Genomic DNA, 14,903 nt, shown 5'->3' with positions numbered 1-14,903 from the left:
TCACCGCGTTCACCCGCTACCGCGCCCATTACCGCGGCGCCGTCATCGCCAACCTCGGCTTCACGCAAGCGAGCGGCAACGAGCTGCTCGAACGGCAACTGGCCGACGCGGTTTCCTTCGGCGCCCCCTTCATCGCCAACCCGGACCTCGTCGATCGGTTCACCCACGGCCATCCTCTCGCCGCCGACAACCGCGACACGCGCTTCGCGGGTGGCGCGGAGGGATACACGGACTACGCCACAATGATCGGCTCCTATGAGGAGTGCTTCGTTAGGTTGGGGTGTGGCACGCACTTTTGCGGCGTTGCCGGCGTCCCCCAGCCTTCGGCCGGGGCGCCCCCAGCGCAGTACCAGCGGCAGGGGTGGTCCGACTCCGGGTCGATGAAGGGTAGCCGCGCCGCGTGCGTCATACCCTCGGCGTCATGAACGACCGAGTTCAAGATCTCCTCCGCCGCAAGGACGGAACGATCAGCCCTCAGCTCGATCCCCTCGTCCAGGCCCTCGCCGGCATCGACAACCTCTGACCCACGACACGGTGGACAACCCGCCCCAGGACGCGGCCGCCCGTCACGTCCGCGAGATCCTCGTCGCCTCCGGTGTCCTGCCCGCCGACAAGAGAACTTCGCCCGTCTCCGACTCTGGCTGGACGCCGCGCTAAAGCCGCTGCCGCCGCACCAGAAGAAGATCATTCGCCCGTTCGCCGAGTGGCACGTGGTCCGCGACGCACGACGTCGCGCCGACCGCGGTCACTACACCTTCTCTGCCGCGGCCGCCGACCGAACCGACATCCGCGTCGCCGACAGAGGGGCTGTCGCGCGTGCGGGCTCGGTGTTCTCGGCGCCTGCGGTATGGATGGGGTAGAGGACGTCGGCGGGCTACTGGGTGTCGGCGAGCGGGCCGTTCACGGGTGGTCCGCGAGCTCTCGGACGCCGACCTGGACAATCCGCCCACCGTGGGTCCCGAGCCGTTTCCCATGGAGAACAGGGTTCTGCACGTCAACAGGGAGCTGATCCATCACGGCGCCGAGATTTCCCTGCTGCGCGACCTCTACCGCTGGCAGGACGGGGCCGTACCGCGCCGAGTGTGACTGATCATCTGTCAGCGTGAGAGCTCGAGGTGGTGAGGATGCGCTCGGCTGCGGGAACCGATCTTCTTCAGGCGGCGGCTCAGCAGATCGGTGCAGTATTCGTTGGTTCTTCGGGACACCGGCAGGCGGCACTGGTAGACAGGGCAGCCGGTGTCCACAGCGAGCTCGTCGATCCCCTTCATGTACACGTCGAGCCAACGGCCGCCGGGGGCATGCCCGTTACGGGCACGGCCCTCGTCCCTACGGTGCGATCTGGAAGCGTCCGTCAGGCAGTTCGCGCAGCCGGCCCCGCCCGGCGAGCTTGCTCAACTTGCCGTGCAGCGGCTCCAGTCCGCCCTTCACCTCGGCCTCGATGCCAAGCTCGACGCCGACGTCCATGGCCCGGACGGGGCCACCGGCGTCCCACTCGATCTTCATGAGCCGCTGGTAGTCCCAGCGCGACAGGGCCTCATCGCCCGCGCCCGCCTCCCGGCGCCACCCCCTCCGCCTGGCGCCGCACGGCTCACTGCGCCCTCACCTGTTCACGGAGGGGAGGCTGGTGCGGTCGAACGGGCCGCGGTGCGCGGTGCGCGGTGCGTACGAGACAGCGTCGACGACAGGCTCGAGGCGGAACGACCGGACTCGTTCAGGGACCAGATCCAGAGCACCCGAGGCCAGGAGTTGGATGGTGCCGACTTTGGCTGTGCGCGGATATATCCACTGCCCGCGCATGGTGATCGATTCGCGCCTGATCCATGGGCACGGGAGCCGCGAGGTCGTCGCCATCGAGCATGTCGACGCCACCCATGAGCACCACGCGGCCGTGCTTGACAACAAACGGCTTGTGAAAGCTCGTTGACGACGCTTTCGTATCCACATGAGTGCCGCCCGACCCGTGGCGGCGAGCCGACATCAGGGGTGGGATCAGCGTTGAGGAACACGTTGGGAAGAGGACGCAGGCTAACGGCGGTGCTGGTGGCCGGCGCACTGGCCGGGTCGGCGCTGACGACGGTGACCGGCACCGCATCCGCGGCCCAGAGGTCCGCCGCTCCGGACACCGCTGCGACGGCCGTGGTGCCGTCGGGCCCGGGCACGGAGTTGTCTGCCGCGTCGTTCACCCAAATGACGGTGGACGACGTCGGCCAGCGCGTGTGGATCGCCGGCGACCGGGTCTATCCGGACGGGTCGCGGGACGGCGAGCTGGTCGGCGTGCTCTACGGGGGCGCCGGACCCGCAGTCGCGAGCGCCCACATGGCCGCTCCCCTGTCCGGCGTCGCGGTGGAGCCGGACAGCACGAAGGTCTATGCCGGGCAGGCGGACCACATCGCGAACTTCTCCCACCGGAACGGGTCCTTGTACCCCCTCGACCCGATTCCGGCGCCGGCCGACGGCTGTGGGCGGGAACTGGTACACACCGGCGGGCGGTTGTTCTTCACCAGCCGGCCGGCCGCGTCGCCAGAGGGCTGCGCCGACGCGCTGGGCAGTGTAGGTGTCGCCGCGACGACCGAGGGCGGCCAGGCCGGGGAGGTCATGTACTCGAGCACCCCCATGCATCTCGAGGGAGGGCCCGGAGGTCTGCTGGTGACCGCTCCGGAGCGCTGGTCCCCGACCGCCGATCCCGACCTGGGGATCTACCGGGTGACGGACGGGGCGGACGGGAGCCTGCTGGAGTTCCTGGGCGAGCGCCGGTTCACCGAGGACGGCACGGACCGGGGCATGGACTTCCGGGACGCCGACTTCTCCGCGGACGGCTCCGTCCTCGCGGTCGCCGACGGGGTCCGGGGGACCGTGCTGCTCAGCGGCCACGACGCCCGCTTCCTCGAGAATCACTACGCGCCGCTGCCGGAGGGCGTGGCGCCCACCGCCGTCGCCTTCAGCCCCGACGGCAAGTGGTTCGCCCAAGGCGGCGCCGCATCGGGCGATACAGCCGACCTCACCCTGGCGTTCGCCGACCCGTCTGTCGAGCGGCAGCCGCTACGCATCAGCTTCGAGGACGAGACCGCGGGCCAACGCGTGGTCCCGCGGGGCATGGAGTTCTCCGGGGACGGACAACAGCTCTTCGTCGTGACCTCCGACCAGGAGGGCACGCGGTTCTGGCTGCACACGATCCAGACCCGGGAGGCCCTGGCCCCGTCGCGCTTCGTGGACGTGACGCACGGCCCGGCCGTCGCCGGGGGGCCGTTCAGGGTGACCGGACGACTGGACCTGGACGGACTGGCACCTACCGAGGCACCGCGGATCACGGTGCAGCGGCTGAATGGCCTGGAGGTCGCCGACCTGCCACCGGTCCCGGTCGCCGAGGACGGAACGTTCGTCCTGGAGGATGTCCTGCCCGACCAGGTCGGGAACGTCCAGTACGTGCTCGGTTACGCGGGTGACGAGGTCCACTACCTCTCGGAGCACTGGCTTGTGGTGGACACGGTCGAGGCGTCGAGCACGGTGACCCGCGGCAACCGGTAGCCGGAGCGCGGCGCTGCGGGCTTCCTCGGCGGCCTGGCGGATCATGTCGAAGGGTGACCCGGAGGTCGGTCCGCGCATGCTCGTCGAGGGCGTGCCCGCTGCGGCCTTGCTGCCCGGCTCCGGGGACACCACCTGGCCGGAGTACAGGCTGTCCCCCGGGCCTCCCAGCCTCCGTTCCGTCACTGACGTCGGCGGCTGGATGCCGCGCCTGCTGCACCGTGGTCCGTGACCGCGGAACACGGCCAAGTCATTCGTCGGCCAGGTCATTTCTGCTGCAGGCCAGCACCCCGGACGTACCGGCGAGTCGAGCGGTGAGAGCGTCCACATCGCCACGCCCCTGGACGTTGAGTGCGATCTCTACCGTCCCTTCGACCGAGTGTGCCACCTCCCGCCTTCGTCGACGGAATGTCCCCGTGCCCTCGGCGGTCAAGGTGGTCAGCTCCGAGATGGCGAACCCGGCGCCGGTGCAGTGGTTGACCAACTCCCGCAAGGTGCCCGTTCCCTCCGTGTAGGTGATCCGGTATCCGATGGAGACGTTGCGCAGGGCTGGAAGCCTATGGGCGAGCGGTCGGACACCATAGGAGACCAGGAAATACGAGAGGGTGGCCAACGCCGCGAGAACAGGAAGACCGGCCCCGGCAGCCGCTCCGATCGCTGCGGTGAGCCAGATGGAAGCCGCCGTGGTCAGGCCCCGGACAGAACCCCGGTGGACGAAGATGACGCCACCGCCGATGAAGCCGAGCCCGGAGACGATTTGCGCCGCCACCCGCGAAGGGTCGAGCACCACACGTCCCTCGAGCAGGACGTCGCTGAACCCGTACTTGCTGACCAGAGTGAACAGGGCCGCGCCCAGCCCGACGATCGTGTACGTGCGCAGGCCGGCTGCCTTCTGGCGGATCTCCCGCTCCAGCCCGATCGCACAGGACAGAACGAACGCGATGCCGAACTGGGCGGCGTGTGTCCAGTTCTGTCCGAACGGTTCATTGATGTCGAGTGCCACCGTCCCTCCCTCTCTGTCCTGTGCCGTCCGATGTAGTGCGCAACGACGGAGATGCGGGCGGAAAAGCTCGCCATCGCGTATACGGCCGCATTGCACCTCGCCGCCATCCTGATCTGGTCCCGCGGGCGACTGGCAGCCGACCTGAGCCCACCTACTGGAGGCGTCTGCTCGTTCGGCGACGCGATTCCCAGCCGGGATGACGGTCTACCAGTGTAAGGAACTCGCTCGTCGGCAAGATCTCGAAATGGTTGGTGTCGACAAGACCGCCGAAGCCAAGACCGTCGAAGCCAGGAAGTACGACGCGGAGGCATGCCCGGGGCCGCGGCGAGACACGCTCCGAGAACTTCCGACGAAATGATCTCCGACGTGGCTGGAACCCTCTGGGACTGGTGATCCGGTGGCGCGGAGCGTCGCGGACGGAACCATGGGAAGCCGACGATGAGCTGTGAGCGGTGATCGAGCCGCTACCGCCCAAGGTCGGGCACCGGGCCCGGCATCGACCTAATGGCGCCGTCCGGCCGAGCGGGCCGAGACTGCTCGGCTACCACTCCGAGACGCGCCGGCTGCGCTACGCGAACAAACACCTGCCGGACATGTTCCCGTACCTGCCGCAGCGCGCGGGCTGCGTCAAACGCCTCTCCTCCGCGCTCGGGCTGGTCAAGCGCATGGGCCGGGAACCGACGATGGACAGCGACTTCTGGTTCGGCAACCTCTGGATCACCGGCTCGACCCCGGCGCCGTGCGGAATGCCGCGCCCGACCGTGCAGCGCTCCAATATCGCGGACTGGGCAGGCTATGGCTACTGCGCCTCCCACACCCGGTTTTTGTCGCGTCCGAGCCCCGACCGGAATTCCGGTTACCTGGGCGCTGGCCAACCGGAAGACGGGGTCGCCGACCATGAGGGCATCGCGCTGATCTCGGACAAGGGCTTCACGTCCAAGCCGTTCGAGAAGGCCTTCGTCGGGCATGTCATCGATCTGCTGCGCCCTCACGCACGCGGGAGAAGCAGCGGTACGGCGAGCCGGTCCTCAAGAAGGTCCCAACTGATCGAGTCGGTCAACGACATCCGCGAGAGTCACTCAGCGCGTCCCGACCCTGGCCCTCGCCGCGGCGATCCGGCGCGACAGCAAAAGGAGTGCGACCCTCACGCGACCACTGCTCGTCTACGCCCACTGAACCGATCAGGCGTTTTTCTCCCCCGGCTAAACCGTCGGAATGCTGCCACCGTCGACCGCATACTGGCTGCCGGTGGTGAACGCCGCGCGGTCGGAGGCGAGGAAGGCGACGAGTTCGGCGACATCGGCGGGCCGACCGGGGCGCCCGAGCGGGATGCCGACCCGGTCGATCAGTTGTCGGCGGGCCGTTTCGGCGTCCTGGCCGCTGTCGGCAGTGATCTGGTCCAGACGCCGGGTGACGGCCGGGGTCTGGATGAGTCCGGGGACGACGGTGTTCACCCTGATCCCGTGCTTGCCGACCTCGTTGGCCAGGCCCTTGCTGTAGACGGTCGTCGCGGCCTTCGCCGCCGCGTACGGGAGCGATGCGGCGCCGGGCAGACGGGCTTGGCCCGACGTGATGTGGATGATGACTCCGCGGTTTTGCGCAATCATCCCCGGCAACAAGGCCCGGTCCAGGCGGACGGCGGACATCAGGTTGGTGTCGAGGTCGTGGTACCAGTCGTCGTCGGCCGCGTCGAGCGCCCCGCCGGGGATGTGCGTCTGGCTGCCGGCGTTGTTGATCAGGACGTCGACTCCTCCGAGCATGTGCGTCACCTGGGCGGCGAGGGTGGCGGTCCCGTCGGCGGTGGAAATGTCGGCGGCGACGAACCTGCCGGTCGACGGTTCGTCGACCGGCGTACGGGCCGCGACGACGACGTCGGCCCCGGCCTCGGCGAACCGGAGCGCGACAGCCGCGCCGATTCCCTTCGTGCCGCCGGTGACCAGGACTCGAACGCCGGCAAACTCGTCGGCCGGCCCGGAGGCGGATACCACGGTGGATGTCATGAGACACAACTCCCTCGTCGAGACGGCGCCGCCTTCCGAGAGTCGGCGGCGGCCGGGCTAGGATGAGCCTCACCCTATAATAAAAACGAGAGGTCGCTCTTTTTATGCCCAAGGTCACCCAGGAACACCGCGCCGCCCGGCGCCGACAGATCCTGGCCGCCGCCCGCGAGGTGTTCACGGACAAGGGCTTCGCCCAGACCTCCACCGGTGAGATCGTCGCTGCCAGCGGACTGTCCACCGGAGCGGTCTACAGCTACTTCCCGAGCAAGAACGACCTGGTGGCGGCCGTCTGCGAGGATGCTGTGGACAACCTCATCGACCTCGCCAGCATCCGTGACGCGGCCGAAATGCTCGACCGGCTCCGCGCCCGCCACGCCGGCCACGCCCGGCTGATGGCGCAGGTCTGGGCCGAGGCCGCCGTCTCGCCCGACCTCGCTGTCCAGGTCCGGGCGCAACTGGCCAAAGACCAGGAGAAGGTCGCCGGGCTCATCCGCCAGGATCGCTGTGCCCGCGGCCTGCCCGACTCGCCGGACCCTTTCGGCGTGGCCGGCTCGCTCCTTGCCATGCTCACGGGCTATTCACAGCGCCTGGCCATCGGCCAGGACATCGACACCGCCGCCTTCCGGCAGGCCGTCCGAACGCTGCTTGGTGACACGACCTGAGCAGATCTGGTCCGACGGCACGCCGTTCCAGCTGCTGGTGGCCAAGGCTGAGGCGGAGCGGATCAGCCCTTTCGCTCCGGCGGCATCAAGGAACAACTCGTCTGGTTGACCGTCGCCAGCCGGTTGAGACTTTCCTTCGGGGGAAGAGCTCCGGCCGACCAGGCGCGGTCCGCTCCAGCTGACACCGCCGGAGCACGGTCGGCTCAGGCCGCCGGACCGTTGTGCCGAGCCCGACGCCACCCGGGCGAGAGGTTTGAAAGCTGCCGGACCGCGCATACGCCGTGTTAACGCAGACTTTATACCAGCAGGCAGGAGACGCATCATGGGCATCATCGCGTGGATTCTTATCGGCCTCATCGCCGGTTTCATCGCCAAGGCCATCATGCCCGGCAAGGATCCGGGCGGCGTCATCATCACGATCCTGATCGGTATCGTGGGCGGCCTTCTGGGCGGATGGCTCGGCAAGGTCATCTTCGGCGTCGACTCCATCAACGGCTTCTTCCACCTCTCCACCTGGATCGCGGCCATCGTCGGCTCCGTCATCCTCCTGGCCCTCTACCGCCTCGTCACCGGCAACCGACGACACACCTGAGCAGCTCTCCCTCCCGGGAGACGCGGCGCGCGAACGGCTCCGACCTTTTCGAAGGCCGGAGCCGTTCGCTGTGGGGAGGTTGTTCCGGGTTGTCGGGTTCAGTCCGTCCCAGGCGATGGTGGGCGATCTGCGGGAGCAGCGTGTTCGTGTCGATGCCTGAGTGTCGGGGGGCGGCGAACCGGAGTGCGTCCGTCACCGGAGCGGGCGCGGGAACGGAAGTGGGCGTGGCTGGGGGTGTGGAGGCTGGGGCGAACGGGCGTCTGTCACGTGCGGCCCGGCCCGGATCGAGCGATCCCGGGCCATGCCGCGTTGCGCCTGTCGGTCAGCTCGACGTACTGGCGAACATGCCGGGCTCGTACGAGCCCCCCGGGTTGTGCACGATCACGTTCATCCGGGTGGCAGCGTTGATCAGGGAGACCAGGCAGACCAGTGCACCGACCTGGTCGTCGTCGTAGTGCTCCCGCACCTGGGTCCAGGTCTCGTCGGACACGCCGTGGTCGCCGAGCCGGGTGCCTTCCTCGGCGAGCGCCAGCGCTGCCCGCTCCGCCTGGGTGAACACGGTGCTGTGTCGCCAGGCAGCGACCAGGTTGAGGCGGAGCGCGGTTTCACCGGCGGCCGCGGCCTCCTTGGTATGGACGTCGACGCAGAAACCGCAGCCGTTGATCTGGCCGACCCGCAACTCCACCAGTTCCCGCAGGGCTTTCGGCAGCGTCGAGCCTTCCAGGGCCAACGAGGCGTTGTAGAACCGCTTGGCGACCTTCGCGGCGGTCGGGCTGTCGAACAGGTTGAAACGGGGTTCCATGGCGTCGTCCTCACTCGTGGTGTTGCGTGGTGCTGTACGGGACGAACACAAGACGCCGGCCGCCCGATCCTTGTGACGGCGCGGTGATGTGGTGTGCGTCACCGGTCGCGGATGTCACAGTCCGGCGGAGCCCGACGTCTGGTGTACGGCGTAGTCGGGAGCGAACGGTAGGAGCCGGCGATGAGCGATCGGACCACGAGCGGCTGGACGAGGGACACATTTGAGCCGAGCGCTCCTGGCGGGCGGATGGACAGCGTCACCCAGGCGTTCGTCGCCCACCGCAACCTGCTGTTCACCGTCGCCTACGAGATGCTCGGCTCGGCCGCCGACGCCGAGGACGTCCTGCAGGAGACCTGGTTGCGGTGGGTGGGCGTCGATCCCGGCATGGTGCGAGATCAGCGTGCGTATCTCGTCCGGATCACCACCCGGCAGGCGCTGAGCCATCTGCGCACGCTCGGCAGGCGCAAGGAGTCCTACGTCGGCCCCTGGCTGCCCGAGCCGCTGCTGACCGCGCCCGACGTGGCCGAGGACGTCGAGTTGGCCGACAGCGTCTCGATGGCGATGCTGCTGGTGCTGGAGACGCTCGCGCCGACCGAGCGGGCGGTGTTCGTGCTGCGCGAGGTGTTCGACCTCGGGTACGACGAGATCGCTGGGGCCGTCGACAAGAGTCCGGCCGCGGTCCGCCAGATCGCCCACCGGGCGCGGGCCCACGTCGCCGCCCGCCGACCGCGCGAGGCCGCCTCCGCTGCCGAGACTCGCCGCACCGTCGAGGCGTTCCGAAGGGCGGTCGAAACGGGCGACCTGCAGTGCCTGCTCGACGTCCTCGCGCCGGACGTCGTCCTGCTGACCGACGGGGGCGGCCTCGTGCGGGCCGCACTGGCGCCCGTCGTGGGGGCCGGCCAGGTGGCCCGCGTGCTGGGCGGGATCGCCGCCGCGATGTCCGTGCAGCCTGCCCAGGTCAACGGCGACCCGGCGCTGATCGTCCGGCTGGACGGCAAGATCGACACCGTCATGACGATGCGCATCGACGACGGTCTCGTCACCGGGCTCTACGCCGTACGCAACCCCCAGAAGCTGTCTCATCTGGCACGGGAGACCGCCTTGCGCCGCTGAGTCCGAGTCCTTCTCGGAAACAGGGACGCCCTACGACCGACAAGCCCGTTTCCAGGTCACGGCGACTGGACCGGACCCATCCCGCATCGTGTATGCCGGAGGGCGGACGCGCGGAAGTGGGCAGCGGGCGGACCTGGCGGCCGAGCAGCTGGCGGACGCCATGGAGCACCTCGCCGCATCGTGTGTCGCCCGGTGAACGCCGAACCCGACGCCCTCACGGGCGCCCTGGGGCCGTCGGCGTACGTTCCGAGCGATCCGCTCACGACCTGTGCGGCTGCGTGGTCCCGGCCCGGCCCACAGGCCGCCCCCCCCACACGTCAAACCGCTTGTCCGCCCTCGCCCGCGGTGGAACTCACCGGTCACAGCACCGGCGGACCGGCCCGACCGGCAACGGTCAGTGGGTGAAGCCCCAGTCGAGCATCTTGGCGGCGTCGGCGAAGACCTCCTGGTCGGCGCCGACGATCGCACCGACCAAGGTGCGGTTGTCCCGCTCGGCGGCGAAGACGAGCGAGTAGCCGGCCTCGGAGCCGCTGCCCGTCTTGACACCGAGAGCACCGTCGTAGGTGCTCAGCAGGTCGTTGGTGGTGTTCCACGTGTAGTACCGGGTACGGCCGTTGGCCGCCGGGGCCTCCGTCTCGTACTGCTCGAGCTTCACGATGTCGGCGAAGACCGGCTTCAGCATCGCGCGCTGGCCGAGCTTGGCGAGGTCGCGCGCGGTGCTGCGGTTGTCGCCGTGCGAGATGCCGTCGAAGGAGTCGAAGTGCGTGCCGGTCAGGCCCAACTGCTGGGCATGCGTGTTCATCTGGTCCTGGAAGTCGGCGATCCGCGCCTCCTGCGTGTCCCCGTTGCCGAAGCTGTCGGCGAGGGCCATCGCGGCGTCGCCGCCCGAGGGGATCAGCATGGCGTGCAGCAGCTGGCGGGCGGTCAGCTTGTCGCCTGTCTGGAGGTCGGCGGTGCTGGCCCCGTTCGCGGTGACGTAGTCCCGGTACTCCTGCTTCACCGTGATCTGCCGGTCCAGCCACTCCGGGTGCTGGAGCACCACGAGCGCAGTCATGATCTTGGTGGTGCTGGCCATCGAGACGCTCTCGTCGGCCTTGGTCCCGGCCCACATGGGCCGCTCCTGGCTGCCGTCGCGGGCGTCGAGCAGGAAGGCGTTCTCGATGGCGACGTCGGGCGTGGCCTGGTCCCCGGTGGCGGGCGCACCCTGGCTCTGGTCGTCCGCGGAGTGCGTGACGGTGGAGGTCGCCGCTTCGGCGAGGCCTCCGGCGGTGATCGGCAGGACGGCGCCGACCAGCGCGACGGTCGCGATGCGGGCTCCGGTGCGGTGGATACGGTTGGGACGGGCGTGCGAACCCACGGGCCTCCCCCTTCTCCCGGCGCGAGGCGCCGGCTCGTGACGAAAATCGGTGTGTAGCGAACCTACTTGCGCACGAACATCCGTTGTCAAGATCGACATGTCATAGCCTGGTAACAGGAACGACAGCCGTGGAGATGCCGTGCAGACCCCTTGTGGAGCCCATGACCTCGGTCGCGCACAGCATCCGGAAGACCTCAAGGCGTCACGGCCCGGGAGGTGCGGTCAGCCACCTCGATGCGGCACGGAGCGTCGCGGATCGGTGGCCGGTCCGGTCGGCAGCGGCCCGTGGGCCTCGTAGGCGCTCACCCAGGAACTCGGGCCCCGGCCGTTGTCGGTGACATCGCCGGTCGGCCGGCAGCGGGCTGCTCAGTCGGGCCGGGCCCGGCGTGGCTGGTGAAGCGGGGAGGGCTGCGGACACGGGAAAGGCCGGTGGCCGGGAAGGACTCGTGGTGAGTCCTTCCCGGCCACCGGCCGTCGGGGGCGCCTGAGTCCCCCTTCCCGCGTCCCCGTTGTGTACGGGTGCGCGGTGGTTCCCCGGAACTCAGGCGGTTCGTGGGGCCGCCTCAGTACGCGGAGTGGACGAGGTCGATGGTGCCGTAGCGGTGGGCGGCGTAGTTCGCGGAGGCGACGATGTTGGCGACCGGGTCGTACTGGTCGTTCTTCGTGCCGGCCACGTGGAACCGCTCGAAGGTGGGCTTGATGATCTGCAGCAGGCCCTTCGAAGGCACCCCGGCGCGGGCGTTGACGTCCCAGTTGTTGATGGCGCGGGGGTTCCCGGAGGACTCGCGCATGATGTTGGAGTGCAGGCCCTTGTAGCTGCCGGGGATGCCCTTGGCGTGCATGATGTCCAGCGATGTGCGGATCCACCCGTCGAGCTGGTTGCCGTACTTCTTGACACCGTTCTTCTGGATGTCGGCCACGGACATGGCCTTGGTCTCGCCGGAGGGCTTGGTCTTGGCGGCGGACTTGGCCTTGGCCGCGAGGTGATCGGCCTGGGCGGCGACGGCCGCAGCAGCGGTGGCGGGCTGGGCGGGCTTGGCCTGCTCGTCGGCGTGGGCCTGGGGCACGAGAGTCAGGGCGATGGCGGCGGCACCGGTGGTGGCGATCGCGGCGGTGGTGGTGGTGGTGCGGAGGTTCAGGGCACGGCGGATGGCAGTCATGGGGTACCTCTCCAAGGGGGGAACGGCATGGGGAGGCCGACTACAGGGTGTGTGTCGGCGACACGGTGCTGTGCGGACCACTACGTCCGCCGCGTGTCATTGGGGCCGGTGTCTGGAGGCGGGCACTGGGCTTCCTGCTCTGGTCGCCCGTGGCCCGGTCCGGCGCTCGGCTCCCCGGTACGTCCACCACCATGAGGAACGGCTCCCCGCCCCCGCAACCATGTGACCTGCGAAGACGCTTCGTAGAGGAGCGACGTGACGGCGTCGGGGCCCCGCGCTGGCGGGCATCCACGCGTCCGGCCACTACTACCCGGCCCGGCTTGTGACCCAGGCCCTATGCATCACTTCACAGAATCGTGGCGTTCTCAGCGTTCCGGACATGCCGGAACGCGACGCGTAGCAGCGGCTTCCGCACTCTGTGTTCCCCTTCCGCAGGCCTCAGGAGCACAGGAGGCGGGCGGATCGGCACCGGGCGGATGCGCGGAACGCGCTGCCCGCCAAGTCCAGGTGACCGCCTCGCCGTCCCACCAGCACGCCGTCCACGACAACGAGGAGTGCGGACTCGCCCACTGCCGGTTCCTGTGCTCCGGGGCCGGACCGGGCCCATGACGCGGCCCGGCGCCTGCGCATCAGGCCGTACGGGACAGCGCGAGGCGGATCAGGGCGTCGTTGTCCGCCACCGGATCGCCGTCCGGATCCGTGAGGGTGTCCTCCAGACCGATACGGGTCTCCAGGCCCAGCGCCAGGGCTTTGTCGAGGACGGGCCAGGTGGACACTCCCTCCCCGTGCAGCAGGACCGGCGGGGCGGAACCGGCTCGCCGCAGCAGGTCCAGGATCCGGTCGGCGCGGTGCAGCGCCTCCGCGGGCGGCAGGTCGATCAGTTCCACCAGGACCCGGATGCAGGAGTCCCCGTGGGAGCCGCCCAGCAGGGTGTGCGCGTCGCGTTCCGACCAGACCCCCGCCTCGACCCCGACGTTCATCTCCGTCAGGATCTCCGCCAGGTCCTCGAAACCGGCCTCACTGAGGTTGACGGACGCGAAGTCGGGCCGGTCCTGCGCCGTGGCCCACTTCAGCACCGTGTCCCGGCGGGCCGCCGCATCGCCTCCGCACATCCACAGGCCGGTCGACACCCCGACCGGCAGCCCGGGGCAGGCCTGCCGCACCGCGCGGACCGCCCGCTCCACCCAGAGGACGTCCAGGCTCTCTTGTCCCTCTTCGTCCCGGGGGTGCATGTGTACGCTGCCGGCTCCGGCTGCCACGGCGGAGCGCGCGGCGGCGGCCAGCTGGTGCGGCGTGAGCGGCACGGCCGAGTGGTCCGCCGTGGTGCGGCGGCCGTTCAGACATGCCTGGATGGGTTCACGGTCGTGGCGCATGGGATGTTCCGCCTCAGGAGGTGTGGACGCTGTCAGGCCCGCGGGGAAGACGTCGTCTCCTGCGAGGCGGGCCGTGGTGCGATCCACCCGTGGGCGACGGCTCTGACCCCGGCCTGGAAACGGCTGTTCGCGCCCAGACGTCGCGTCAGACCGCTGATGATGCGCCGGGTGGTGCGGACCGACATACCGACCTGACGGGAGATGGCCTCGTCCAGCTGGCCCGCCGCCATCATACGGAGAATGGCCTGCTCCGTGCTGCTGAGCTGGTCCTCGTGTCGCGGAGCGGCGTCCGAGGCGGCCTGCCCCCAGTAGAGGTCGAACAGATGGACCAGAAGGGCGACCAGGGGAGGGTCGTGAACCACCACGGCACCCCGGGCGGTGTCCTGCGCGTCCAGCGGTACGACGGCGGTTCTTCGGTCGTAGAGCACCAGACGGGTGGGCAGCAGACCGGTCGTGCGGACCTCGGCGCCGGCCTCGCGCAGCTCGTTCAGATACCGCTGGGTGCCGGGATGGGAGCGCGCCGAGTCGAGGAACAGGCTCCGCAGCGCGACGCCCCGGGCCAACTGTGCCTTGTCCAGCGGGAGAGCCGCCCGGACGGCCGAATCGCTCTGCGCCCCGCCGGGGACCATGGAGTCCACCGAGGTGGTGCACAGGGCGGCGAGCTCGGTCAGGGCGGCCCGTACCGTCTCCAGGCCGTGCAGGGTCTCGACGTGGGCGGCACTGGAGCGCAGACTGCGGGCTTCGAGGTATTCGGCCGTCAGCGCCGTCAGTTCCTCCCTGCGGCGCGCGAGCTCCGTCCGCCGCCGTTCGAGTTCCTTCTCCTCGTCGCCGAGTAAGGCGTCGGCCGCCGCGTGCGGGCTGACGGCCACCCAGGTGTCCTCGTCCACCTGCCTCAACAGCCTCAGCTCCGCCAGGTGTTCCCGTCGGCGTCGCACCTCGGCCGGATCCAGCCCCAGTCCCTGCGCCAGCTCCTCGTCCGTGTACCGGGGTTTCTGCAGCTCAGCTCGGTAGAGCTCGATGTCCAGCGGGTCATAGCTCGAACTCACGCGCTCACGCTCCCCTGTCCAGTAGTGGCCTGACCACTTGCTGTCACACAGGGGTGCGCATGCCCTTCGCGCCTATGGATAACCGTCGGTTGGTCAGACACCGAACACCTAGGAGCAGTTGATGCAACGCATAGGTACGACGGGCGCCGGATCGGTCATCGGCACGGTTCCGCCACCCGCCCCCGTGTTCGTCGGTGACTTGGCGGCGACGAGGGCGTACGTCGGGGACGAGGGCAACATCTGGGACCTCGTCCCGCGGGACGAGGGCTGAGA

Annotated in this window: 14 protein-coding genes and 2 pseudogenes; 8 read left to right on the top strand and 8 right to left on the bottom strand. The window is 69.4% G+C overall.

Translation table 11 applies throughout. The annotated features are described in order from the left end of the window. Both SACTE_RS32525 and SACTE_RS32520 read left to right on the top strand, forming a co-directional pair. Positions 1-425 (top strand): annotated as a pseudogene (locus SACTE_RS32525) (alkene reductase); the annotation flags it as partial. A 484-nt stretch (positions 426-909) separates the two neighbouring features. Then, a pseudogene (locus SACTE_RS32520) lies at positions 910-1,086 on the top strand (DinB family protein); the annotation flags it as partial. Between the two features lie 240 nt (positions 1,087-1,326). Here SACTE_RS32520 and SACTE_RS33615 read toward each other — a convergent pair. Beyond that, on the bottom strand, positions 1,327-1,503 hold the full coding sequence (locus SACTE_RS33615) for a hypothetical protein (protein WP_019993909.1): 177 nt from the start codon (positions 1,501-1,503) through the stop codon (positions 1,327-1,329). A 247-nt stretch (positions 1,504-1,750) separates the two neighbouring features. Between SACTE_RS33615 and SACTE_RS34725 the strand changes: the two genes are divergently transcribed. After that, a complete protein-coding gene (locus SACTE_RS34725) occupies positions 1,751-1,924 on the top strand; it encodes a hypothetical protein (protein ID WP_014050271.1) in 174 nt (57 codons plus the stop codon). 110 nt (positions 1,925-2,034) lie between these two features. Then, positions 2,035-3,525 (top strand): hypothetical protein, encoded by a 1,491-nt coding sequence (locus SACTE_RS32515; RefSeq protein WP_014050270.1) that lies wholly within the window; start codon positions 2,035-2,037, stop codon positions 3,523-3,525. A 247-nt stretch (positions 3,526-3,772) separates the two neighbouring features. On the opposite strand, the gene SACTE_RS32505 is transcribed toward SACTE_RS32515, so the two are convergent. Then, a complete protein-coding gene (locus tag SACTE_RS32505; protein ID WP_014050268.1) occupies positions 3,773-4,525 on the bottom strand; it encodes an MgtC/SapB family protein in 753 nt (250 codons plus the stop codon). A gap of 1,202 nt (positions 4,526-5,727) precedes the next feature. Continuing rightward, positions 5,728-6,525 carry an SDR family oxidoreductase gene (locus SACTE_RS32495; protein ID WP_014050267.1) on the bottom strand — a complete coding sequence of 266 codons (798 nt, stop codon included), beginning with the start codon at positions 6,523-6,525 and terminating at the stop codon, positions 5,728-5,730. A gap of 104 nt (positions 6,526-6,629) precedes the next feature. Here SACTE_RS32495 and SACTE_RS32490 point away from each other — a divergent pair, with 104 nt between their 5' ends. Together SACTE_RS32490 and SACTE_RS32485 are read left to right on the top strand one after the other, a co-directional pair. Then, positions 6,630-7,187 (top strand): TetR/AcrR family transcriptional regulator, encoded by a 558-nt coding sequence (locus tag SACTE_RS32490; protein ID WP_014050266.1) that lies wholly within the window; start codon positions 6,630-6,632, stop codon positions 7,185-7,187. A 322-nt stretch (positions 7,188-7,509) separates the two neighbouring features. After that, positions 7,510-7,779, top strand: coding sequence for a GlsB/YeaQ/YmgE family stress response membrane protein (locus SACTE_RS32485; RefSeq protein WP_014050265.1), 270 nt, complete (start codon positions 7,510-7,512; stop codon positions 7,777-7,779). Between the two features lie 322 nt (positions 7,780-8,101). Here SACTE_RS32485 and SACTE_RS32480 read toward each other — a convergent pair whose 3' ends face one another. Further along, positions 8,102-8,581: a carboxymuconolactone decarboxylase family protein gene (locus tag SACTE_RS32480; RefSeq protein ID WP_014050264.1), complete on the bottom strand. Its 480-nt coding sequence runs from the start codon at positions 8,579-8,581 to the stop codon at positions 8,102-8,104. A 180-nt stretch (positions 8,582-8,761) separates the two neighbouring features. Here SACTE_RS32480 and SACTE_RS32475 point away from each other — a divergent pair, with 180 nt between their 5' ends. Beyond that, the gene (locus SACTE_RS32475; RefSeq protein ID WP_014050263.1) at positions 8,762-9,694 is read left to right on the top strand and encodes an RNA polymerase sigma-70 factor; all 933 of its coding nucleotides are present in this window, start codon (positions 8,762-8,764) and stop codon (positions 9,692-9,694) included. 394 nt (positions 9,695-10,088) lie between these two features. Here SACTE_RS32475 and SACTE_RS32470 read toward each other — a convergent pair whose 3' ends face one another. From SACTE_RS32470 to SACTE_RS32455, 4 genes are all read right to left on the bottom strand, one after another. Beyond that, the gene (locus SACTE_RS32470) at positions 10,089-11,051 is read right to left on the bottom strand and encodes a serine hydrolase (RefSeq protein WP_014050262.1); all 963 of its coding nucleotides are present in this window, start codon (positions 11,049-11,051) and stop codon (positions 10,089-10,091) included. Positions 11,052-11,614: 563 nt separating this feature from the next. Then, positions 11,615-12,211: a transglycosylase SLT domain-containing protein gene (locus tag SACTE_RS32465; protein WP_019993913.1), complete on the bottom strand. Its 597-nt coding sequence runs from the start codon at positions 12,209-12,211 to the stop codon at positions 11,615-11,617. A gap of 629 nt (positions 12,212-12,840) precedes the next feature. Then, the gene (locus SACTE_RS32460; protein WP_014050261.1) at positions 12,841-13,584 is read right to left on the bottom strand and encodes a 3-keto-5-aminohexanoate cleavage protein; all 744 of its coding nucleotides are present in this window, start codon (positions 13,582-13,584) and stop codon (positions 12,841-12,843) included. A 32-nt stretch (positions 13,585-13,616) separates the two neighbouring features. After that, positions 13,617-14,630: a helix-turn-helix transcriptional regulator gene (locus SACTE_RS32455; protein ID WP_014050260.1), complete on the bottom strand. Its 1,014-nt coding sequence runs from the start codon at positions 14,628-14,630 to the stop codon at positions 13,617-13,619. A gap of 121 nt (positions 14,631-14,751) precedes the next feature. Between SACTE_RS32455 and SACTE_RS34440 the strand changes: the two genes are divergently transcribed. After that, positions 14,752-14,901: a hypothetical protein gene (locus SACTE_RS34440; protein WP_014050259.1), complete on the top strand. Its 150-nt coding sequence runs from the start codon at positions 14,752-14,754 to the stop codon at positions 14,899-14,901. Positions 14,902-14,903: the final 2 nt, after the last annotated feature.

The sequence above is a fragment of the Streptomyces sp. SirexAA-E genome (genome assembly GCF_000177195.2).
Taxonomy (GTDB): domain Bacteria; phylum Actinomycetota; class Actinomycetes; order Streptomycetales; family Streptomycetaceae; genus Streptomyces; species Streptomyces flavovirens.
Note: the sequence above shows the minus strand (reverse complement) of the source record. Positions and strands in the feature narration are given on the sequence as shown.

Coding starts and splice junctions, on each gene's coding strand:
- SACTE_RS33615 (WP_019993909.1), bottom strand. CDS start 1,503: ATGAAGATCGAGTGGGACGCCGGTGGCCCCGTCCGGGCCATGGACGTC.
- SACTE_RS34725 (WP_014050271.1), top strand. CDS start 1,751: ATGGTGCCGACTTTGGCTGTGCGCGGATATATCCACTGCCCGCGCATG.
- SACTE_RS32495 (WP_014050267.1), bottom strand. CDS start 6,525: ATGACATCCACCGTGGTATCCGCCTCCGGGCCGGCCGACGAGTTTGCC.
- SACTE_RS32490 (WP_014050266.1), top strand. CDS start 6,630: ATGCCCAAGGTCACCCAGGAACACCGCGCCGCCCGGCGCCGACAGATC.
- SACTE_RS32485 (WP_014050265.1), top strand. CDS start 7,510: ATGGGCATCATCGCGTGGATTCTTATCGGCCTCATCGCCGGTTTCATC.
- SACTE_RS32480 (WP_014050264.1), bottom strand. CDS start 8,581: ATGGAACCCCGTTTCAACCTGTTCGACAGCCCGACCGCCGCGAAGGTC.
- SACTE_RS32475 (WP_014050263.1), top strand. CDS start 8,762: ATGAGCGATCGGACCACGAGCGGCTGGACGAGGGACACATTTGAGCCG.
- SACTE_RS32465 (WP_019993913.1), bottom strand. CDS start 12,211: ATGACTGCCATCCGCCGTGCCCTGAACCTCCGCACCACCACCACCACC.
- SACTE_RS32460 (WP_014050261.1), bottom strand. CDS start 13,584: ATGCGCCACGACCGTGAACCCATCCAGGCATGTCTGAACGGCCGCCGC.
- SACTE_RS34440 (WP_014050259.1), top strand. CDS start 14,752: ATGCAACGCATAGGTACGACGGGCGCCGGATCGGTCATCGGCACGGTT.